Source organism: Chelativorans salis, assembly GCF_025336525.1.
Taxonomy (GTDB): Bacteria; Pseudomonadota; Alphaproteobacteria; order Rhizobiales; family Rhizobiaceae; genus Chelativorans; species Chelativorans salis.
This window is the reverse complement of sequence record NZ_JAOCZP010000004.1, coordinates 438567-457056: the sequence shown is the minus strand read 5'-3', so window position 1 is coordinate 457056 and position 18490 is coordinate 438567. Positions and strand designations below refer to the sequence as shown.

Annotated in this window: 25 protein-coding genes and 1 tRNA gene; 13 read left to right on the top strand and 13 right to left on the bottom strand. The window is 64.3% G+C overall.

From position 1 onward, the window contains the following. Window position 1 precedes the first annotated feature (1 nt). Window positions 2–310 (top strand): DUF1244 domain-containing protein, encoded by a 309-nt coding sequence (locus N5A92_RS15980; RefSeq protein ID WP_260904551.1) that lies wholly within the window; start codon window positions 2–4, stop codon window positions 308–310. A 134-nt stretch (window positions 311–444) separates the two neighbouring features. Continuing rightward, complete coding sequence (locus N5A92_RS15975; RefSeq protein WP_159589359.1) at window positions 445–708, top strand: DUF2312 domain-containing protein; 264 nt, start codon at window positions 445–447, stop codon at window positions 706–708. A 115-nt stretch (window positions 709–823) separates the two neighbouring features. Here N5A92_RS15975 and N5A92_RS15970 read toward each other — a convergent pair. Next, window positions 824–899, bottom strand: a tRNA-Ala gene (locus N5A92_RS15970). Between the two features lie 130 nt (window positions 900–1029). Here N5A92_RS15970 and N5A92_RS15965 point away from each other — a divergent pair. From N5A92_RS15965 to N5A92_RS27275, 4 genes are all read left to right on the top strand, one after another. Beyond that, a complete protein-coding gene (locus tag N5A92_RS15965) occupies window positions 1030–1320 on the top strand; it encodes a YggT family protein (protein WP_260904545.1) in 291 nt (96 codons plus the stop codon). Window positions 1321–1322: 2 nt separating this feature from the next. After that, on the top strand, window positions 1323–1649 hold the full coding sequence (locus N5A92_RS15960) for a DUF167 family protein (protein ID WP_260904544.1): 327 nt from the start codon (window positions 1323–1325) through the stop codon (window positions 1647–1649). Between the two features lie 74 nt (window positions 1650–1723). Continuing rightward, entirely contained in the window at window positions 1724–1960 is a 237-nt protein-coding gene (locus tag N5A92_RS27280; RefSeq protein ID WP_313958423.1) for a hypothetical protein, read from the top strand. An 8-nt stretch (window positions 1961–1968) separates the two neighbouring features. Continuing rightward, complete coding sequence (locus N5A92_RS27275; RefSeq protein WP_313958422.1) at window positions 1969–2337, top strand: hypothetical protein; 369 nt, start codon at window positions 1969–1971, stop codon at window positions 2335–2337. A gap of 62 nt (window positions 2338–2399) precedes the next feature. Here N5A92_RS27275 and ppa read toward each other — a convergent pair whose 3' ends face one another. The 5 genes from ppa to N5A92_RS15930 form a co-directional block, all read right to left on the bottom strand. After that, window positions 2400–2936, bottom strand: a complete 537-nt coding sequence (gene ppa, locus N5A92_RS15950) for an inorganic diphosphatase (RefSeq protein WP_260904543.1) — start codon at window positions 2934–2936, stop codon at window positions 2400–2402. A gap of 92 nt (window positions 2937–3028) precedes the next feature. Then, on the bottom strand, window positions 3029–3535 hold the full coding sequence (locus tag N5A92_RS15945) for a GNAT family N-acetyltransferase (RefSeq protein ID WP_260904542.1): 507 nt from the start codon (window positions 3533–3535) through the stop codon (window positions 3029–3031). Window positions 3536–3629: 94 nt separating this feature from the next. Beyond that, a complete protein-coding gene (locus N5A92_RS15940) occupies window positions 3630–4271 on the bottom strand; it encodes a TPM domain-containing protein (protein WP_260904541.1) in 642 nt (213 codons plus the stop codon). A gap of 5 nt (window positions 4272–4276) precedes the next feature. Next, entirely contained in the window at window positions 4277–5095 is an 819-nt protein-coding gene (locus N5A92_RS15935; RefSeq protein WP_260904539.1) for a TPM domain-containing protein, read from the bottom strand. Continuing rightward, window positions 5085–5708 carry a LemA family protein gene (locus N5A92_RS15930; protein ID WP_260904538.1) on the bottom strand — a complete coding sequence of 208 codons (624 nt, stop codon included), beginning with the start codon at window positions 5706–5708 and terminating at the stop codon, window positions 5085–5087. The genes N5A92_RS15935 and N5A92_RS15930 overlap by 11 nt, the downstream gene beginning before the upstream one ends. 62 nt (window positions 5709–5770) lie before the next feature. Here N5A92_RS15930 and N5A92_RS15925 point away from each other — a divergent pair, with 62 nt between their 5' ends. The 3 genes from N5A92_RS15925 to N5A92_RS15915 are packed head-to-tail and all read left to right on the top strand — an operon-like array spanning window position 5771 to window position 7630. Then, complete coding sequence (locus tag N5A92_RS15925; protein WP_260904537.1) at window positions 5771–6046, top strand: hypothetical protein; 276 nt, start codon at window positions 5771–5773, stop codon at window positions 6044–6046. Between the two features lie 8 nt (window positions 6047–6054). Continuing rightward, window positions 6055–6933: a pyridoxal kinase PdxY gene (pdxY, locus tag N5A92_RS15920; protein ID WP_260904536.1), complete on the top strand. Its 879-nt coding sequence runs from the start codon at window positions 6055–6057 to the stop codon at window positions 6931–6933. Between the two features lie 52 nt (window positions 6934–6985). Beyond that, the gene (locus N5A92_RS15915; protein ID WP_260904535.1) at window positions 6986–7630 is read left to right on the top strand and encodes a carbonic anhydrase; all 645 of its coding nucleotides are present in this window, start codon (window positions 6986–6988) and stop codon (window positions 7628–7630) included. A gap of 6 nt (window positions 7631–7636) precedes the next feature. Here N5A92_RS15915 and N5A92_RS15910 read toward each other — a convergent pair whose 3' ends face one another. Together N5A92_RS15910 and N5A92_RS15905 are read right to left on the bottom strand one after the other, a co-directional pair. Beyond that, window positions 7637–8884 carry a multidrug effflux MFS transporter gene (locus N5A92_RS15910; protein WP_260904529.1) on the bottom strand — a complete coding sequence of 416 codons (1248 nt, stop codon included), beginning with the start codon at window positions 8882–8884 and terminating at the stop codon, window positions 7637–7639. 39 nt (window positions 8885–8923) lie between these two features. Beyond that, window positions 8924–9364: a MarR family winged helix-turn-helix transcriptional regulator gene (locus N5A92_RS15905; protein ID WP_260904527.1), complete on the bottom strand. Its 441-nt coding sequence runs from the start codon at window positions 9362–9364 to the stop codon at window positions 8924–8926. A gap of 162 nt (window positions 9365–9526) precedes the next feature. Here N5A92_RS15905 and N5A92_RS15900 point away from each other — a divergent pair, with 162 nt between their 5' ends. The 4 genes from N5A92_RS15900 to typA all read left to right on the top strand — a co-directional run bounded on the left by N5A92_RS15900 (window position 9527) and on the right by typA (window position 15106). Then, the gene (locus N5A92_RS15900) at window positions 9527–11584 is read left to right on the top strand and encodes a M3 family metallopeptidase (RefSeq protein WP_260904524.1); all 2058 of its coding nucleotides are present in this window, start codon (window positions 9527–9529) and stop codon (window positions 11582–11584) included. A 164-nt stretch (window positions 11585–11748) separates the two neighbouring features. After that, the gene (locus tag N5A92_RS15895) at window positions 11749–12660 is read left to right on the top strand and encodes an MBL fold metallo-hydrolase (RefSeq protein WP_260904522.1); all 912 of its coding nucleotides are present in this window, start codon (window positions 11749–11751) and stop codon (window positions 12658–12660) included. Further along, entirely contained in the window at window positions 12647–13249 is a 603-nt protein-coding gene (locus tag N5A92_RS15890) for a hypothetical protein (protein WP_260904511.1), read from the top strand. Before N5A92_RS15895 ends, N5A92_RS15890 begins: the two co-directional genes overlap by 14 nt. 30 nt (window positions 13250–13279) lie before the next feature. Continuing rightward, a complete protein-coding gene (gene typA, locus N5A92_RS15885) occupies window positions 13280–15106 on the top strand; it encodes a translational GTPase TypA (RefSeq protein ID WP_260904510.1) in 1827 nt (608 codons plus the stop codon). A gap of 3 nt (window positions 15107–15109) precedes the next feature. Here the strand turns inward: typA and N5A92_RS15880 are convergent, their stop codons facing one another. The 5 genes from N5A92_RS15880 to ccmB form a co-directional block, all read right to left on the bottom strand. Continuing rightward, complete coding sequence (locus N5A92_RS15880; protein WP_260904509.1) at window positions 15110–16156, bottom strand: DUF2332 domain-containing protein; 1047 nt, start codon at window positions 16154–16156, stop codon at window positions 15110–15112. A 36-nt stretch (window positions 16157–16192) separates the two neighbouring features. After that, a complete protein-coding gene (locus N5A92_RS15875; protein ID WP_260904508.1) occupies window positions 16193–16783 on the bottom strand; it encodes a DsbE family thiol:disulfide interchange protein in 591 nt (196 codons plus the stop codon). After that, a complete protein-coding gene (ccmD, locus tag N5A92_RS15870) occupies window positions 16780–16947 on the bottom strand; it encodes a heme exporter protein CcmD (RefSeq protein WP_260904507.1) in 168 nt (55 codons plus the stop codon). Before ccmD ends, N5A92_RS15875 begins: the two co-directional genes overlap by 4 nt. Continuing rightward, window positions 16944–17723, bottom strand: a complete 780-nt coding sequence (locus tag N5A92_RS15865) for a heme ABC transporter permease (protein ID WP_260904506.1) — start codon at window positions 17721–17723, stop codon at window positions 16944–16946. Before N5A92_RS15865 ends, ccmD begins: the two co-directional genes overlap by 4 nt. Window positions 17724–17809: 86 nt before the next feature. Continuing rightward, on the bottom strand, window positions 17810–18472 hold the full coding sequence (gene ccmB, locus N5A92_RS15860; protein ID WP_260904505.1) for a heme exporter protein CcmB: 663 nt from the start codon (window positions 18470–18472) through the stop codon (window positions 17810–17812). Between the last annotated feature and the right edge of the window lie 18 nt (window positions 18473–18490).

The following is an 18490-nucleotide window of genomic DNA, read 5'->3' as shown; positions in this document are numbered from 1 at the left end:
CATGACCGATCTTTCGCAAGAACAGAAACGCGACCTGGAGGCCGCCGCCTTTCGCCGGCTGGTGGCGCACCTGCGCGAGCGCACGGACGTGCAGAACATCGATCTGATGAACTTCGCCGGCTTCTGCCGCAACTGCCTCTCCAACTGGTACCGCGAAGCGGCAGAAGAGGCCGGTATTCCGCTGTCCAAGGACGAGTCGCGCGAGATCGTCTACGGCATGCCCTATGCCGAGTGGCGGGAAAAGTATCAGACGGAGGCAAGCGAGGCGCAGAAGGCCTCCTTCGAGAAGAGCCGCCCCGGCGACCATTGAGCGCTTCATCCACACCATTGGCTGCAGGGAGCGCAAGCGTCTTGACCTCGGCCACCGGCTAAGGCATCGAACCGGCATTCTTTCCAGTACGCGCCCCGAGTCGTGGGCGTCATCCCCTTCAGCCGGAGCGAACTATGGCCGACGACATCACCACCGAAACCGCGCAGACCGTTGCCGCCGGGCAGTTGCGTGCCTTCATCGAGCGCATCGAGCGGCTCGAGGAGGAGAAGAAGACGATCGCCGACGATATCAAGGAAGTCTACGCCGAGATGAAGGGAACCGGCTTCGACACCAAGGCCGTGCGCACCATCGTCCGCCTGCGCAAAAAGGACCAGTCCGAGCGCCAGGAAGAAGAGGCGATGATCGACCTCTACAAGGCCGCCCTCGGCATGACCTGATCGGCCGGTGGTGCGTTATTCGGGGAAACAGTAGGGAAATGTTTGTTGAAGCTGCGGGTGATAGGGCGAAGCGGCTTCGACAATCCATCTTCGCTTAGCCCCTAAGGGCAAATCGTGGTGGAGCTGAGGGGAATCGAACCCCTGACCTCATCATTGCGAACGATGCGCTCTCCCATCTGAGCTACAGCCCCGTTCCACCTGAACGGGGCGCATTTAGGTCCTGGCCCCTATACCTGTCAAGCATTGGATTGCGGCAAGGGCACGGGACTTGCCGCGCCGCGCGCCAGTGGCTACATGTCGCAAAACCTTTGGGAGATCGGCATGCTCGCGCTCATCCAAACCATCGTCATGGCGCTCGACATCTACTGGTGGTTCATCATCGCCGCGGTGGTGTTTTCCTGGCTCTACGCGTTCAACGTGGTCAACCCGCGCAATCAGTTCGTGGGCATGTTCAGCAATTTCCTGTTCCGGGTGACGGAGCCGGCGCTAAGGCCCATCCGCAACATCATGCCGGATTTGGGCGGCATCGACATCTCGCCGATCATCCTTCTCCTCATCATCTTCTTCCTCCGCCAGTTCATTCTAACGACCGTGGCTCCGGCGATCATCTGAGCATGAGCCCCCAGCCGCCGTCCTTCTTCCGCTCCACGACGGAAGGGGTGGAGGTTTTCGTGCGGCTCACGCCAAAATCCTCCAGGGACGCGGTCGAAGGGATCGGAGAGACAGCCGACGGGCGTTGCCACCTGAAGGCCCGCGTGCGCGCCGTGCCGGAGGACGGCAAGGCCAACAAGGCGCTGGAAAAGCTGGTCGCGCGATGGTTGGGCGTCCCTGTCGGCAACGTATCTGTTGTCGGAGGCGCAACATCGCGGCTGAAGACCGTGGCGGCGGCGGGCAACCCGGAGACCCTCGCAAGCCGGTGCAGACAGGTAAGTGACGCCTGAGTTTGACGCATAACGCGATTTTCTATATTCTATTGCTATCTTAAGTAGCAGTTTTCGGCGAAAGCTATTAAGTGATGTACCGTTTGCTCTCAACTTTTCTGGCCGTTGCATTGCCAGTAGCTGCCGGCGCCAAAGACATCCAAAGCGCTTACACCCAATTGGACGAAGGACGGGACTGCGCCGTTTTTGCCGGCGGCAACCAGGACCAGGCCCACTGGGCTGATCTCGTCTGCTCCGGCTATAAGGGCTACCCTATTTTCGTCTATTTCAGCGATGCCCGCGAATCGCTCTTCTACGGCTTTCCCCGATAGAGAAACGAGTGCCTACCTGGGAATCATTTGCCGGCTTCAACCGCACCGGCCCAACTGTGGAGTGGCGCGTCACCAGGGAAGGAGGGAGCGAGGTTCCCTTCGCCACCATTCACCGCTGGTCCGTCTCGACCGGCGATACGCCTCGGGACGAGGTGGAGGTGCTGGTCGTCGAGAAGGTTGGCCAGATCAGCGCGTGGGACGGCTGCGCTGTGGGCTACGTGGTGGCGACGGGCAATCCCGACGCCAATGAGCAGGCTCGCCGCGTCGCCGACGAGGCGGCTCGTGGCTTCGACTGCGGCATGGACCAGCCGGCGGTCCACGCTGGCAGTGTTCCCCTGCCGGACGTCACGCGCGGCGACCAATACCAACGGCCCTGACGATCAACCGTCGGTGAAGCATCAGTCATTCCGGGACGGGTCCTCGGGTCAAGCCCGAACGGTCAGGCGGCCGTACCCTTCGCCCGATCAATCGCCTCGACGATAAGGCGGCGGGCGGCGGTGGCGTCCATCCAGTCGCCGATCTTTACCCACTTGCCGGGCTCCAGATCCTTGTAGTGCTCAAAAAAATGCTGGATCTGCTGCAGCGTGATCTCCGGCAGGTCGGTGAAATTCGTCACGTTCTCGTAGCGGCGGGTGAGATGCGGCGACGGCACGGCAATGACCTTCTCGTCCTGCCCGGAATTGTCCTCCATGATGAGGACGCCGATCGGCCGCACATTGATGACGCAGCCGGGGATGAGCTCGCGCGTATTGCACACCAGAACGTCAATCGGATCGCCGTCGTCGGAAAGGGTGTGCGGCACGAAGCCGTAATTCCCCGGATAGGTCATCGGCGTGTAGAGGAAACGGTCGACCACCAGCGTGCCGGCGTTCTTGTCCATCTCATACTTGATCGGCTGCCCGCCGACCGGCACTTCGACGATGACATTGACATCCTCGGGCGGATTGTCGCCGATGGAGATGGCCTCGATACGCATGGGGTCTTCCGGTGTTGTTGATGCTGCGGCGTGCCTAACGGCTCTTGCCCGGTCAGGCAAGATGGCGAATCAACACGGATGGTTTCCGCCGGTTAATCCCACACGAAGGCGATCTTGCGCAGGGCCTTGTTGCCGAACACCTCGACGCCTTCCGCCGCGTCGCGCCCGCCCGCGCCCTCGTAGAAGGACAGCGCGCCGACATTCTCCTCCAGCGCCCAGACGACCAGGCCGTCGAAGCCGTGGGCGGAAAGCATGTCGCGCGCCGCCTGGAAGAGGCGCCTGCCCATGCCGATACCCTGATATTCGGGGCTGAGATAAAGCTCGTAGATCTCCCCGCCCTGCTTGAGCTGACGCGCCCGGTTGCGCCCCAGCGTGGCGTAACCGGCCACCTCGCCGCCGACCTCCATCACCAGCACGGTGGCCGAGCGGCGGATGGCATTGGCCCACCAGCGTGGCCCGCGGCGCCCGATCATCGCGTTGAGCGCGCGATGCGGGATGATGCCGGCGTAAGCGCCGCGCCAGGCGCGATCATGCACCGCGGCGATGGCCTCGGCATCCTGCGGATCCGCCCGTCTGATGTCGATCGAAAGCGTCGTCATGATTTGTTAACCATAGACACCGTCATCCGCCCGGGCAAGACGGAGGAAGGTCCTCCATTGGGTTTCGCCCGTCAGATTTTCGACTAGGTGTGGGTTAGATTTCGACCAGATGGTTGTCGATCTCGTTGGAGTTCTCCTCACCTGCTGGAAAGTGGGCGGCAAGCTCAGTGCCGACGATTTCCACCGCTTCGACAAAGCCTTCGGCGAGCGCGCCGCGCGCCGCCGCCTCCGTTAGCTTCGCCACGGTCTCGTTCCAGCGCTCCTGCGGCACCCGCGCATTGATGCCCGCATCGGCCACCACCTCGGCATAATGCTCGGCCAGCGAAACGAAGATCAGCACACCCGTTCGCTCCCGTGTCATGTGGATATTGTGGGCGAAAAATTGGCGCAATGCCTCCGCATGGGCGCGCCGAAAGCGCAGCCCGCGTGGAACGAAACATATGCGCCAGCCCGGAGAAGCCTTCAGCACCAGAAGCGCCGCGGCCAGCGCCGCAAGCTCGGCGGCAACCAGGGTGGCGGGTGCGATATTCACCCACCAATAATGCAATGCGAAAGCTGCCAGGAGGCTGACAATCAGGATCGACAGGGCAACGAAAAAGGCCGCGGGATAGAAGTAGCTGTCGCTCGTGCGCGCGAGCACGCAATAGATCTCGCCCGAGGTCCGGCTCTCCGCCCGCCCGATCGCCTCGACGACGCGGCTCCGCTCTTCGTCCGTGAAGATGTGTTCGTTCGCCATCGGTCTCACCAGCTACCTGAAGCGCCGCCGCCGCCAGACGACCCGCCGCCGCCGGAAAACCCGCCGCTGCTGCTGCCCGAGGACCAGCCTGACGAGCCGCTGCTTCCGCCCCGGGAGGTGTAATCGAAGTCCATGCCCAGCCACCGGTATTTGTTGCGGCCGGTCCTGTGGCCGAGAAGCTGCGGCAGGAACGCGAAGGCAAAGCCGCCGAAGAAGATGGTGCTCCACACAATGAAGAACAGGACCACCGGCCAGATGGGCTCCGCGTTCTCCTCCGCGGTGCGCCGGGCGCGGGCTTCCAACTCGGCGGCATTGCCTTCGAGCACGGTGACGATGTCGTCGACGGCGCCGGTGATGCCACGGGCATAGTCCCCGGCACGGAAGGCCGGGACCATGGTGTTTTCGATGATGAGCTTGGCGTGCAGGTCCGTCAGCGTCCCTTCCAGCCCGTAGCCAACCTCGATGCGCATCCTGCGGTCGTTGAGTGCCACCAGAAGCAGAACGCCGTTGTCCTCACCCGCATGGCCCAGGCCCCAGGCGCGGAACAGGCGGTTGGCGTAGGGCTCGATCACCTCGCCGTCGAGGCTTTGGATGGTGGCGACCACGATCTGGTCCGACGACTTTGTCTCGAAACCCGCAAGCTTCTCCGTGAGAGCCGCCTCGGTCTGGCTGTCTAGCAGGCCGGCATTGTCCACCACACGGCCCGTGAGCGCGGGCAACTCGGCCGCGAGCGCGGATACGGCAAGCAGAAGCAGCCCTGCGCAAACCCAAGCAAAAATACCCCGCCCCGCTAGGTGCAAGGAGCCCCTCAGGCTAGCCGCCATTGCCGAAATCGACCTTGGGTAGCTGCATGTTCTCCTCGGAGATCGTGAAGCTCTGCATCGGCTGGGCGTCGGTGAACCAGAACTTCGCCCACAAGAGCGATGGCAGCGTCCGCAGCGACGTATTGTAGAGCCGCACCGCCTCGATATAGCCGCGCCGCGCCACCGCGATACGGTTTTCCGTGCCTTCGAGCTGCGCCTGCAGTGCCAGGAAGTTCTGGTTCGCCTTCAGGTCAGGATAGTTCTCCACCACCGCGAGCAGCCGCGACAGCGCCCCTGTCAGCTGCGCCTGGCTTTCCTGGAAGGCGCGAAAAGCCTCCGGGTCCGTCAGCATCTCCGGCGACACCTGCACCTGTGTCGCCTTGGCGCGCGCCTCCACCACGCTTTCGAGCACCTCGCGCTCGTGGCTGGCATACCCCTTCACCGTCTCCACCAGGTTGGGGATCAGGTCGGCACGGCGCTGATACTGGTTCAAAACCTCGCTCCACGCCGCCTTAGCCTGCTCCTCACGTGTCGGGATGGTGTTGAAACCGCAGGCGGAAAGGAAAGGCAGTGTAAGAAAGAGAAGAAGAAGAATGCGAAAGGTCTTCGGCGCCAAGGTCAATGAGTTCGGCATGAAAAATCCTCGAATCGAAAATCGACCGCGGCGGAGAATAGTGCTATTCGCCAGGCAAGGGAATGACCGACAAGAGACGGACTGACAGGCGGATGGATGGCAGGCGCCGCGACGAGCAGGCACAGGAGGAGTCCCGCCGCATTCTGGAGCGCGTCGACCGGGAATCGGACCTTTTCCTACGCATGGCCTCCAGGGCGCGCGACCACTTCGCCGCACGCGATGCACAAAGCGAGGACTGGACGGAGCTGTGGGGCCGGCGCATCGGCCGTGTTCTGGGCGTGCTCTTTGCGCTCGCTCTCGTCATCTGGCTATGGTCATACCTGTCGGGCTTATCGTGACGGAGCCGATGGACGACCTCCCTGGCCGGCGCGCCATCATCGTTATCTCGAGCCACGTTGCCCGCGGCTCGGTGGGAAACCGCGCCTCCGTCTTCGCGCTGGAGACGCTGGGGCATCCCGTGTGGGCGGTGCCGACGGTCATGCTGCCCTGGCATCCGGGCCACGGACCGGCAACACGCATCGTGCCGCCGGCGGCCGAATTCTCAGCCTTCATGCACGACCTGGAGGAAGCGCCCTGGCTGGGCGAGGTCGCCGCCGTGCTCTCAGGCTACCTCGGCGAGGCCGGGCAGGCCCCGGCAGTCGCCTCCCTGGTGCGCCGCGTAAAAGAGAAGAACCCAGAGACGCTCTATGTCTGCGATCCAGTCATCGGTGACATCGGCGGGCTCTATGTGCCGGAGGAAACCGCCGCGGCCATGCGGAAGCACCTGCTGCCGCTCGCCGACATCGCCACGCCCAACCGCTACGAACTCGCTTGGCTCGCGGGCGAAAAGCTGGAGACGCTCGAGGCGCTGGCCGACGCCGCCCTCTGCGCCGCCCCACCTGCCATGCTGGTGACCTCGGCGCCCGGTTCGGCAAGGAACAGCATTGGAAACCTGCTCCTCATGCCGGGGGAAGCCAATCTGGCTGAACATCCGGCCATAGAGAACCCGGCCAAGGGGCCGGGCGACCTGACGGCGGCGCTGCTTCTGGCCTGGCTGTTGCGTGGCACCCCGCCGGCCGAAGCGCTCCGCCGCACCACGGCCGCGGTATTCGAGACGCTGGCGCGTGCGGCCCAACGCGGCGCCGACGAACTCATGCTGGAGACCGACGCCAACAGCCTTTCCGAGCCCACGGCGACCGTGAAGATGTGCCCCGTTCCGCTGCCTGACCGGGGTCGACGCGCCTGAGACAGCGCCTACCGCCTTGCGAACGGCGCTCTTCCCGGCTATTCGCGTTTTCATGACACATCTGCCTGAGCGGCTTCTGGCCGGATACCGCAATTTCATGTCCCGGCGCTATCCATCCGAGAGCGCCCGCTATCAGTCTCTTGCACGCGATGGGCAGTCGCCGGAGACCATGGTGATCGCCTGCTGCGATTCGCGCGCCGCGCCCGAGACCGTCTTCGACGCCGGGCCGGGTGAGCTCTTCGTCGTGCGCAACGTCGCCAACCTCGTGCCCCCCTACGCCCCGGACGATCGCTTCCACGGCACCTCCGCCGCGCTCGAATTCGCTGTGCAGAGCCTCAAGGTGAAGCACATCGTCGTTATGGGGCACGGCCGCTGCGGCGGCATCGGCGCCGCCCTCAACCCGTCGGCCGAACCGCTGTCGCCCGGCGACTTCATCGGCAAGTGGATGGGCCTGGTCGCACCCGCCGCGGAGGCCGTCTCCGGCAACGCCATGATGACCGCAGTGGAGCGCCAGACCGCACTGGAGCGCATCTCCATCCGCTATCAGCTGGCCAACCTGCGCACCTTTCCGTGCGTAAAGATCCTCGAAGACAAGGGTCGGCTCACCCTGCACGGGGCCTGGTTCGACATCCAGACGGGCGAACTCTGGGTGATGGATCCCAAAACCGGCGACTTCACCCGCCCCGATCTCGACTGATCCTGCCTAACTCGGCATGACCGGAACCACCGACGCCTGCGCCGGCTCCGGCAGGCGCCGCCACAGGAGCCATGCCATGACCGCCATGGCGCCCATCGACGGCACCACCACACTCATGGCGAAGACAGGCTCGCCGATAAGAGCGGCGATCGACCCGCCGACGAGCCCGCCGCCCATCTGCATGAAGCCAGCCAACGCAGCCGCGGCGCCGGCGATACGCGGGAAGGGGGCCAACGATGCCGTCATCATGGCCGGTATGACGAAGGAAATGCCGAAGGCATAGAAGCCGACGGGGGCCATCACGCTCAAAAAGCTGGGCGGCGCAGCGTTGAGCAGATAGGCAAGGAGCACGCTGCCGAGCGCGATGAAGCCGAGGCCGACGGGCACCAGACGGTAGGCGCTGACGCGGCGCATGAGAAAGCGCACTGTCAACGCGCCGACGAAGAACATGCCCGATTGCATCAGCATCCCGACGCCGAATTCCGACGGCGAGAGCCCGACGCGGCCCATCAGGATGAAAGGCAACACCGTCGCCTGGGTGTACAAGGCGCCGACGCTGCCCGCGATTACCACACTGGAGGTCAGGAAATAGGGGCTCTTGAGCAATGTCCCATAGGCCCGCGTGAGCCCCCGCGGGCTGATGCGCGAAAGATCCCGGTTCACCGTCTCGCGCATCCAGAACTGCACGACGAGCACGATGATGAAGCCGGCGGCCAGCATGATCAGGAAGATGGCGTGCCATCCGGCAAGCTCCATCGTCAGTCCGCCGATCGTCGGCGACAAGGCGGGGCCGACCGCAAGGATAATACCCATCAGGTTCATGATGCGGGCGGACTGCTCATGCGTGAAGAGATCGCGCACCACCGCCCGGGCCACGGCCACACCGACGGCGGCGCCGAACCCCTGCAGGAACCGCGCAGCGATCAGCACCTCCACGCTCGGCGCCAGCACCGCCAGCAGGCTTGCCAGCGCATAGATGCCCATGAAGGCAAAGGTGACGGGCTTGCGCCCGAACCCGTCCGAAAGCGGGCCGCAGAAGAGCTGCGAGACGGCAAAGCCGGCGAAATAGAGCGACAGCGTCATCTTCACGGCAGCCTCGGTGCTGCCGAAGGCCTCGACGATCTGTGGCATTGCTGGCGTATAGAGCGCCATGGAGACCGGCCCCACGGCAACAAGCATTGCTCCGATCAGGCTGACGCGGCGCTCGCTCATGATCGGCGCCGCCATGGGGATGGCATTGTTTTGAATGTTCATTCGCTTTCGCTTATCTCCGGCGCGGCCCGCACCGCCTCTTCACACCCCGGTGAAGTTGCCCCGCACCGCCTTCAAAAGTTCCTGGAGGTTGGACCATTCCGCTTCGCTCAAGTTCCCCCGCGCGCGGGCGCGCACCTTAAGCCCTACGCCCCGGATCGCTTCCAGAGCGCCATCGGCCTTATCCGTAAGGCGCACCAGCTTGGCGCGGCGGTCGGAGGGGTCCGGCACGCGCTTCACCAGCCCCCGTTCCTCGAGCCGGTCGAGATAGGCGCTGAGCGTCATCGCCTCCAGCCCCATGCGCTCGGCCAGCACGTTCTGGCGCACCTCGCCGAAGCGCGCGGCATAGACGAGCGTGCGCGCCTCGCCCGGTGTCACGCCGATGCCCGCCGCCTCGATGCACCGGTCCATCTCCGCCCGTATCAGGCGTGCCAGATCGGTAACGAGAAAGCCGAAGGAGTCGGGATCGAATCGAGGGCTCAAAAAGCCTCCCTACGAGATAGTAAGTGTAACTTATTAATATGACTCTAGGTGTGCATGCGGCGGTGTCAAGTTCAGTTGTTGCGCTGCGGGCGGACCGGCCTTACATCGTGGAGGTTCTGCTGTTCCGGCGCCTGTCTTTCCTGCTTCGTTTCAAGGGTTCCCATGGCTCCTGCCCCCTCCGCCATCGATCTCGCGACACATCCTCTCACCGCATGGAACGGGCCGCTCGGCCTGCCGGAGTTCGGCCGCATCGACGAGGACGCTCTCGCGCCGGCCTTCGACGCCGCCCTTGCCGCCCACGAAGCGGAGATCGCCTCCATCGCCGGCAACGGCGAGGCGCCGACCATCGCCAACACGCTGGCCGCGCTCGAGCTTTCCGGCGAGCCGCTGTCGCGCGTTTCGGCCGTCTTCTGGTGCCGCGCCGGCGCCCATACGAACGAGACGATCCAGAAGCTGGAGCGCGAGATTTCACCGCGCATGGCGCGTCACTATTCCCGCATCTACATGAACGAGGCGCTGTTCCGCCGCCTCGACACGCTCTACGCGGCGCGCGAAACCCTCGGCCTCGACAAGGAGACGGACCGCGTTCTGGAAAAGACGTGGAAGCGCTTCGTGCGCGGCGGCGCCAAGCTCGATAAGGAAGGCAAGGCGCGCCTTGCCGAGATCAACGAGGAACTCGCCGCCCTCGGTGCCCGCTTCGGCCAGAACGTGCTCGCCGATGAGAGCAAATGGGCGCTCTTCCTTGACGAGGGCGACCTCGACGGCCTGCCCGCCTCGCTAAGAAGCGCCATGGCGGAGGCTGCCGAATCCCGTGGCAAGCCCGGACGCTACGCCGTCACCCTGTCGCGCTCCATTGCCGAGCCATTCCTAGCCTCCTCCGCCCGCCGCGACCTGCGCGAGACGGTGCTCGAGGCCTTTATCCGCCGCGGCGAGAATGACGGCGATGCGAACAACGCAGACATCGTCCGCGACACGCTTCGCCTGCGCGCCGAGAAGGCGCGGCTACTCGGCTACGAGAACTACGCCGTCTATAAGCTCGACGACACGATGGCCAAGACGCCGGACGCCGTGATGGAGCTCCTCGAGCCTGTTTGGAAGAAGGCGCGCGAAAAGGCGGCCGAGGACGAGAAGGAGCTGCAGCGCATTGCCGCCGGCGAAGGCCACAACCACGCCATCGCCCCTTGGGACTGGCGCTACTACGCCGAGAAGCTGCGCGGCGAGCGTTTCGCCTTCGACGAAGGCGCGCTGGAGCCCTACCTGGCGCTCGAAAATGTCATCACCGCCGCCTTCGACGTCGCCCACCGCCTCTTCGGCCTCACCTTCGAGGAGCAAAAGGGTATTGCTGCCTGGCACGAGGACGTGCGGGCTTTTACCGTGAAGAACGGCGACGGGACGACGCGCGGCGTCTTCCTCGCCGACTATTTCAACCGCCCCTCGAAACGCTCCGGTGCCTGGATGAGCTCACTTCAGTCCGGCTTCAAGCTCGGCCGCGGTCAAAAGCCCATCGTCTATAACGTGATGAACTTCGCCAAGCCGCCCAAGGGCAAGCCGGCGCTCCTGTCCGTGGACGACGCGCGCACGCTGTTCCACGAGTTCGGCCACGCCCTGCACGGCCTTTTGAGCGACGTCACCTGGCCCTCCATATCCGGCACCGCCGTCGCCCGCGATTTTGTCGAACTCCCCTCGCAGCTTTTCGAGCACTGGTTCACCGTGCCGGAGGTGCTCTCAAAGCACGCTCGCCATGTGGAGACCGGTGAACCCATGCCGCAAGAGCTTCTGGAGAAGATGCGCGCTGCACGCAATTTCGATTCCGGCTTCGCCACGGTGGAGTTCACCGCCTCCGCATTGGTCGACATGGCATTCCATGCGCGGGAGGAGGCGCCGGAGGACCCGCTGCGTTTCGAGGCGGAGACCCTCGAAAAGCTCGAAAAGCCCGCGGCCATCCCCATGCGCCACCGCACGCCGCATTTCCTGCATGTCTTCTCCGGTGACGGCTATTCCGCCGGCTACTACTCATACATGTGGTCGGAGGTGTTGGACGCCGATGCCTTCCGCGCCTTCGAGGAGGCCGGCGACCCGTTCGACCGAGTGGCCGCCGAAAAACTCCGCCGCTACATCTATTCTGCCGGCGGCTCGGCCGACCCGGAAGAACTCTACAAAGCCTTCCGCGGCCGGCTGCCAAGCCCGGAGGCGATGATGGAGAAGAAGGGGCTCATGTAGGCCGCCAGGCGGGTTCTCCGCAAAGAATGAAAGAAACCGGTCGCCACATCCTTGCGGCTTAGAAAAATCGTCTCATTCCTACCGCATTTATGGAAATTGCATCTTGGCGATTTCCTCGCTAACTACACGCCGTTGCCAAAAGGTGCGGTGTGACGGAGATAGCGATGCAGGAGTGTTCGGAGCTCGAAGTGACAGCGTTTTTCGAGAAGTACACCTCTTCCCTGCAATATGTCGCGGCCGACCCCGCGACGAGCAGGTGCGCGATCATCGATCCGGTGCTCAACTTCGACGAAAAATCCGGCGCCACGGCCACACGCAGCGCCGATGAAATTCTGGCCTTCATCGAGAAGCGGGGCCTCACCGTCGAATGGATTCTCGACACTCACCCCCACGCCGACCATTTCTCCGCGGCGGATTATCTGAGACGAAAGACCGGCGCACCGACAGCCATCGGCGCAAGGGTGATCGAAGTCCAGAAGCTCTGGAAAGAGATTTACAACTGGCCGGATTTCCCTACCGACGGTTCGCAATGGGACAAGCTTTTCGCCGAGGGAGAGAGCTTCCTTGTGGGAGAAATCCCGGCGAGGGTGCTCTTCTCCCCCGGTCACACGCTCGCCTCCATCACCTATGTCATCGGTGATGCCGCCTTCGTGCACGATACGCTCTTCATGCCCGACAGCGGCACCGCGCGCGCCGACTTTCCCGGTGGCAGCGCCGAGGGGCTTTGGCTCTCGATCCAGGAAATCCTTTCGCTTCCGGACGAAACGCGCCTCTTCACCGGCCACGACTATCAGCCCGGTGGGCGCGAGCCGCGCTGGGAAAGCACCGTGGCCGAGCAGAGGGCACAGAACACCCACATTTCGACATGCTGCAGGAAAGAGGAATTCGTGCGCATTCGCGAAGCGCGCGACAAGACGCTGCCTATGCCGAGACTCATCCTTCACGCCCTGCAGGTGAACATGAATGGTGGCCGGCTGCCGAGGCCCGAAGCCAACGGGTGCCGCTATCTAAAATTTCCGCTGAACGCGCTCGATAGAACTCTTGATGATGGAATAGAAGACAATGGAAGGCATTAACTGCGATAAGGCTTTGCCTTTCGAGCCCTCCCATCCCATAACGCCTCTGCGCTGGACCTTTAGCGACATGTCGATGCTCCGATTATGCCGCAGCAGCTTGAATACCGGGGTCTCTGGAATTACATCTGACGAACTCTTGAATTTTCCTATTTTCACGGTAAAGTACACCTTCTTACTGATAGTTAAATATTTCAAGAAATATTGTTCAGTTATGAAACGTATACTGTCTTTTATGTTATCTTTTGCATACCTTGTGCTTTCCGGATGCGCTTCCGACAGCGAGACGGGCGATCGCGTGAAGGATTTCAGCCACGGCGGCGGCGGCGCGGGCATGTATGAGGACGGCAACGACGTCACCTACGACACTGGAATGCTCCAAGACAACGGGGGATATCCCCGATTTGGCATCACGCCCGCGGACGTTGCCGCGCGCGAGCGGCGCCAGGAGGAGGAAACCCGCGAGATGGAGCGGCGCTGGAAGAAACTGCTCTGCCGGCGGTCGTCGGGCGGCGCCCCTGTCGGCACCGCCCTTTCGCAATTGCGAAAAAACCTGTATGAGCGCGGCCAACGAAGATGTGGGCGTGCGTGAAATGTCGCCCGGCGACCCCGAAGAGAACCAATGAAACTCCGCAATATTGCGATCATCGCCCATGTCGATCATGGGAAAACCACCCTTGTCGACGCGCTCCTGAAGCAGTCGGGCTCCGTGCGCGACAACCAGCGTGTTGATGAGCGCGCCATGGACTCCACCGACCTGGAGAAGGAGCGCGGCATCACCATCCTCGCCAAGGCTACCTCGGTGGTCTGGAAGGACGTGCGCATCAACATCGTCGACACGCCAGGCCACGCGGACTTCGGCGGCGAGGTGGAGCGTATCCTCAACATGGTGGATGGCGCGGTGCTTCTGGTGGACGCGGCCGAAGGGCCGATGCCGCAGACCAAGTTCGTCGTCGGCAAGGCGCTGAAGGTGGGCCTAAAACCCATCGTCGCCGTCAACAAGATCGACCGGCCGGACGCGCGTGCCGACGAGGTGATCAACGAGGTCTTCGATCTCTTCGCCGCCCTCGACGCCACCGACGAGCAGCTCGATTTCCCGATCCTCTACGGTTCCGGCCGCGATGGCTGGATGAGCGACGACCCCGCCGGTCCGCAGGACGGTGGCCTGGCGCCGCTCTTCGACCTGGTGCTGAAGCACGTGCCGGAACCCTCCGTCGCCGAAGGACCGTTCCGCATGATCGGCACCATCCTCGAGGCCAATCCCTTCCTCGGCCGCATCATCACCGGTCGCATCGCTTCGGGCACCGTGAAGCCGAACCAGGCGGTCAAGGTACTCTCGCACGACGGCAGCGTGCTCGAGCAGGGCCGCATCTCCAAAATCCTCGCTTTCCGCGGCCTCGAGCGCCAGCCCATCGACGAGGCTCAGGCGGGTGACATCGTTGCCATTGCCGGCCTGTCGAAGGGTACGGTGGCCGATACCTTCTGCGACCCCTCGGTCAGCAAAGCCATGGAGGCCCAGCCCATCGACCCGCCGACGGTGACGATGAGCTTCCTCGTCAACGATTCGCCGCTCGCCGGCACCGAGGGCGACAAGGTGACGAGCCGCGTCATCCGCGACCGTCTCCTGAAGGAGGCGGAAGGCAATGTGGCGCTAAAAATCGAGGAGTCGGCCGACAAGGACTCCTTCTTCGTCTCCGGCCGCGGCGAGTTGCAACTTGCCGTCCTCATCGAGACCATGCGCCGCGAGGGTTTCGAGCTTGCCGTCTCGCGCCCGCGCGTTGTCATGCAGAAGGACGACAGCGGCCAGCTTCTGGAGCCCATCGAGGAAGTCGTCGTCGACGTCGACGAGGAGCATGCCGGTATCGTCGTGCAGAAGATGTCGGAGCGCAAGGCCGAGATGGTGGAGCTTCGCCCCTCGGGCGGCAACCGCCAGCGCCTCGTCTTCCACGCTCCCACCCGCGGCCTCATCGGCTATCAGTCGGAGCTTCTGACCGACACCCGCGGCACGGCGGTCATGAACCGCCTGTTCCACGAGTACCAGCCCTACAAGGGCGAGATCGGCGGCCGCGTCAACGGCGTGCTGATTTCGAACGATTCGGGCGAGGCTGTGGCTTTCGCGCTGTGGAATCTGGAAGACCGTGGCCCGATGGTCATCGACCCGGGCGTCAAGGTCTATCAGGGCATGATCATCGGCATCCACTCGAGAGACAACGATCTGGAAGTGAATGTCCTGAAGGGCAAGAAACTCTCCAACGTCCGCGCCGCCGGCAAGGACGAGGCCGTGAAGCTCACCCCGCCCATCCGCATGACGCTGGAGCGCGCGCTTTCCTGGATTCAGGAAGACGAGCTGGTGGAAGTGACGCCGAAGTCCATCCGCCTACGCAAACTCTACCTCGACCCCCACGAGCGCAAGCGCTTCGAGAAGCAGAAGATGGCGGGTGCGGCGTAAGCCTTACCCGCCCAGCCACTCGATCCAGCGCCCGTGAAAGTCGCAGCGGGCGAGGTCCCGCGTCTCACCTCCCGGCCATAGCGTAAGCCGCAGTCGGGCGAAGCCGGTATCGCCGGAGACCGGCTCCATCCTCAGCCAGGCGAGCGGGGCGGAGCCCGGCGCATTGCCCGCCTCGTCGAGCAGCGTCTCGATATGCCGGCGCTTCTCGTACGGCAGATATTGCCACATGATTGAGTGGAACAGCACGAAGACGGCGGCGGCGTCTTTTGCGGCAAGCTCCGCGGCGATGAAATCGGCGGCATCGGCCTTCTTGAGGCTGAAAGGCGTCTCCCCCGCCAGCGCAAGTGCTGCTTCCAGCCGCTCGAGCCGCGCCGTCTGGTCCGGCCAGACATAGGATTTCAGCCGTAGTCTCTCCTCCACATTCGTAACATCGATGGGCGCCACGTCGCTGCCCTTTCGCGAAGCAATATCGAGAAAGCCGCCCAGCGGCGGTGCCTTGCCGCGCGTCTCCACCGTCAGCTTCACAGGCGAAGCCTCGTCGCCCCAGCAGGCCTCGCCATAGCGATAGTGGAAGCGGTCGAAGAGAAGGTTGAGCCCGGCGCTCGACCCGATCTCGCGGATAGCAAGCGGCATGCCCGTCTCTCGGCCGATTGCGAGGAAGCCAGGCAGAAGCATCGCCGCCCGGGCAATCTCGTTGGTCTGCGGCGGCGAATCGAGCCCCTGCGCAAGCCGCGCGTCGTGCCGGGCGATTGCCGCCGCCAACGCCTCGCGCAGCGCCTCGTCCGTTACCCGGTTGGGCGGATAGGCGGCGGCAAGCGCCGGATCGGTGCCTGAAAGCACAAGCGCATGCAGCGCACCGGCGAGCCGCAGCGCCAGCGCATCGTTGCGCGGCTTTCCCGGCCAGGCGGCGACGCGGCGGCCCGTCTCCGTATCTTCATCCAGAAGGCCCGGCAGCAGACGGCACAGCCGCGCGGTAAAGGGGGAGCCAAGCGTTTCGCTGCCGTCCGCCTGGAACAGGAAGTGCTCCTCGATCTTTCCGCTGAGCGCCACGATCCCTCCCGCCCCACTAAAGCTTCTGCGCGGCCGTCACCCCGCCATCTCGGCCAGCGCCTTCTCGACCTCGGGCATCAGATCGTTCTTGAGGCTGCGCGGCGTGAACGGGCCCACATGCTTGTAGCGTATCGTCCCGTCGGGGCCGACAAGGAATGTTTCCGGCACGCCGTAGACACCCCACTCGATCGCCGCCCGGCCGCTCTGGTCGACGCCGATGGCATCGAATGGATTGCCGAGCTCGCCGAGGAAGCGGCGGGCGTTCTCCGGCCTGTCCTTGTAGTTGAGGCCGACAAGCCGAATGCGCTCGTCCTCGCCCAGTTGCATCAGGAACGGATGTTCGTCGCGGCACGGTAGACACCAGGAGCCCCACACGTTCACCAGCGTGACATTGCCTTGGAAATCGCCCGGTGAAAGGCCCGGCAGGTCCATGCCCTCGAGTGGCGGCAGCTCCGTCCGCGGTGCCGGCTGGCCGATGAGCGCGGAAGGCACGACGGACGTGTCGCGACCGGAGAAGAGTTGCATCAGGAATACCGCTGACAGCGCCAGAAAAACCACAAGCGGCAGGAGAAGCAAGAAAAGGATGAGCCGGCGTGGCTTCTGCGCCCGTTCCTGGTCCGTCGTCATCGGGCTGCCTCCGTCCTGGCCGAGCGCCGGCGAACGCCGCGCTCTTCCAGTTCTTTGAGCGCCTGCTTCTGCGCCCTCTGATCGAGCAGGATCCACACCGCCAGCCCACCGATCGCAAGGGCCGAGATGGCGTAAGCCGCCACGACATAGGCAAGATGTGTCATGACGCCTGCCCCTCCGCGAGCTTTCCTTCCGCCGCCCGCGCCGACATGCGCCGCATGGCGCTCACCCTGCGCCGCCAGATTTCGGCGCGCATCGCCATGAGATGCAGTGTCAGGAACAGAAGCGTGAAGCCCGCCGCCGAGATCAGGAGCGGCCACAAGAAGCTCGGGTGGATCGTCGGCCCGTCGAGCCGGAACACGGAGGCCGGCTGGTGCAGCGTGTTCCACCAGTCGACGGAGAACTTGATGATCGGGATGTTGATGAAGCCGACCAGCGTGAGGATTGCCGCGGCGCGCGCCGCCCGGCTCTGGTCGTCCAGCGCCCGTGTCAGCGCGATGACGCCGAGATACATGAGGAAGAGCACGAGCACCGACGTCAGCCGCGCGTCCCACACCCACCAAGTGCCCCACATGGGCTTGCCCCAGATGGAGCCGGTGACGAGCGCCAGCGCCGTGAAGACGGCGCCGATAGGCGCGGCCGCCTTGAGCGAGACGTCGGCCAGCGGATGCCGCCACACCAGCGTGCCGAGCGCCGAGGCCGCCATTACGGCGTAGCAGAACATAGCGAGCCACGCGAAGGGCACGTGGATATACATGATGCGCACCGTGATGCCCTGCTGGTAGTCCTCGGGTGCGGCAAAGGCCATGCCGAGGCCGACGGCGAGCACCAGCGCCGACGCTCCCCCAATCCAAGGCACAAGGTTGCCCGCAAGCGCCAGAAAGCGCGTCGGGTTGGCAAGCGCGGTCAGCCGCGCCGTCAGATTGGCCGTTTCACTCATCCTCCCGTAAATAGACCGCCCACCCTCTCCTAGCAATTCATCCACATTGCCGCAGCGGATCGGAGCGGCTCACTTTTTCGTGCCCCTCAATCGGCGTTGCGCAGCGCGAGAGCCGCCGCCGCGGGACCGATGACGGCGAAGAACAGGGTCAACGCGGTCAGGATGAGGAAGGGCGGCAGAAACGGATCGGGCTCGGCCACCGCCCCCCGGCTTGCCGCCACGCCGAAGATGAGGACCGGGATCGAAAGCGGCAGGATCAGCACCGAAACGAGCAGCCCGCCGCGCGGCAGCGCCACCACCAGCGCGGCCCCTACGGCGCCGATAAAGGTGATGGCCGGCGTGCCGATAAGAAGCGTCAGCGTCGCCGCGGCGAGGCCCACGGGCGGCACGTTCATGAAAAGGCCAAGCAGCGGCGCCACCGCCACCAGCGGCAGCACGTTCGCCGTCCAGTGCGCCAGGCATTTGACGAACACGCTCAGCGCCAGCATGTGCCGCCCGTCGGCGATCAGGAGCATGTCGAGCGAGCCATCCTCCCGGTCGGCCTGAAACAGCCGCTCCAACCCCAGAAGGCTCGCCAGCAACGCACCGATCCACAGTACAGCGGGGCCGATGCGGGCGAGCAGATCGAGGTCGGGCCCGACGCCGAAGGGAATGACGGCGACGACGGCAAGGAAGAAGAGCACCCCCGTGAGCGCACCGCCGCCGGCGCGCACGCCGAGCCTGACTTCGCGGAGATAAAGCGCGAACATCAGGCGCCGCTTCCAAGA

What these genes read in the sequence shown, in the direction of transcription:
- pdxY (WP_260904536.1), top strand. Translation starts at nt 6,055, where the DNA reads ATGGACGACCTCCCTGGCCGGCGCGCCATCATCGTTATCTCGAGCCAC.
- N5A92_RS15935 (WP_260904539.1), bottom strand. Translation starts at nt 5,095, where the DNA reads ATGGCGGCTAGCCTGAGGGGCTCCTTGCACCTAGCGGGGCGGGGTATT.
- ccmB (WP_260904505.1), bottom strand. Translation starts at nt 18,472, where the DNA reads ATGTTCGCGCTTTATCTCCGCGAAGTCAGGCTCGGCGTGCGCGCCGGC.
- N5A92_RS15865 (WP_260904506.1), bottom strand. Translation starts at nt 17,723, where the DNA reads ATGAGTGAAACGGCCAATCTGACGGCGCGGCTGACCGCGCTTGCCAAC.
- N5A92_RS27280 (WP_313958423.1), top strand. Translation starts at nt 1,724, where the DNA reads ATGTACCGTTTGCTCTCAACTTTTCTGGCCGTTGCATTGCCAGTAGCT.
- N5A92_RS15940 (WP_260904541.1), bottom strand. Translation starts at nt 4,271, where the DNA reads ATGGCGAACGAACACATCTTCACGGACGAAGAGCGGAGCCGCGTCGTC.
- N5A92_RS15975 (WP_159589359.1), top strand. Translation starts at nt 445, where the DNA reads ATGGCCGACGACATCACCACCGAAACCGCGCAGACCGTTGCCGCCGGG.
- N5A92_RS15890 (WP_260904511.1), top strand. Translation starts at nt 12,647, where the DNA reads ATGGAAGGCATTAACTGCGATAAGGCTTTGCCTTTCGAGCCCTCCCAT.
- N5A92_RS15910 (WP_260904529.1), bottom strand. Translation starts at nt 8,884, where the DNA reads ATGAACATTCAAAACAATGCCATCCCCATGGCGGCGCCGATCATGAGC.
- N5A92_RS15930 (WP_260904538.1), bottom strand. Translation starts at nt 5,708, where the DNA reads ATGCCGAACTCATTGACCTTGGCGCCGAAGACCTTTCGCATTCTTCTT.
- N5A92_RS15965 (WP_260904545.1), top strand. Translation starts at nt 1,030, where the DNA reads ATGCTCGCGCTCATCCAAACCATCGTCATGGCGCTCGACATCTACTGG.
- N5A92_RS15875 (WP_260904508.1), bottom strand. Translation starts at nt 16,783, where the DNA reads ATGACGACGGACCAGGAACGGGCGCAGAAGCCACGCCGGCTCATCCTT.
- N5A92_RS15925 (WP_260904537.1), top strand. Translation starts at nt 5,771, where the DNA reads ATGACCGACAAGAGACGGACTGACAGGCGGATGGATGGCAGGCGCCGC.
- N5A92_RS15915 (WP_260904535.1), top strand. Translation starts at nt 6,986, where the DNA reads ATGACACATCTGCCTGAGCGGCTTCTGGCCGGATACCGCAATTTCATG.
- N5A92_RS15960 (WP_260904544.1), top strand. Translation starts at nt 1,323, where the DNA reads ATGAGCCCCCAGCCGCCGTCCTTCTTCCGCTCCACGACGGAAGGGGTG.
- N5A92_RS15945 (WP_260904542.1), bottom strand. Translation starts at nt 3,535, where the DNA reads ATGACGACGCTTTCGATCGACATCAGACGGGCGGATCCGCAGGATGCC.
- N5A92_RS15980 (WP_260904551.1), top strand. Translation starts at nt 2, where the DNA reads ATGACCGATCTTTCGCAAGAACAGAAACGCGACCTGGAGGCCGCCGCC.
- ccmD (WP_260904507.1), bottom strand. Translation starts at nt 16,947, where the DNA reads ATGACACATCTTGCCTATGTCGTGGCGGCTTACGCCATCTCGGCCCTT.
- N5A92_RS15900 (WP_260904524.1), top strand. Translation starts at nt 9,527, where the DNA reads ATGGCTCCTGCCCCCTCCGCCATCGATCTCGCGACACATCCTCTCACC.
- ppa (WP_260904543.1), bottom strand. Translation starts at nt 2,936, where the DNA reads ATGCGTATCGAGGCCATCTCCATCGGCGACAATCCGCCCGAGGATGTC.
- typA (WP_260904510.1), top strand. Translation starts at nt 13,280, where the DNA reads ATGAAACTCCGCAATATTGCGATCATCGCCCATGTCGATCATGGGAAA.
- N5A92_RS15895 (WP_260904522.1), top strand. Translation starts at nt 11,749, where the DNA reads ATGCAGGAGTGTTCGGAGCTCGAAGTGACAGCGTTTTTCGAGAAGTAC.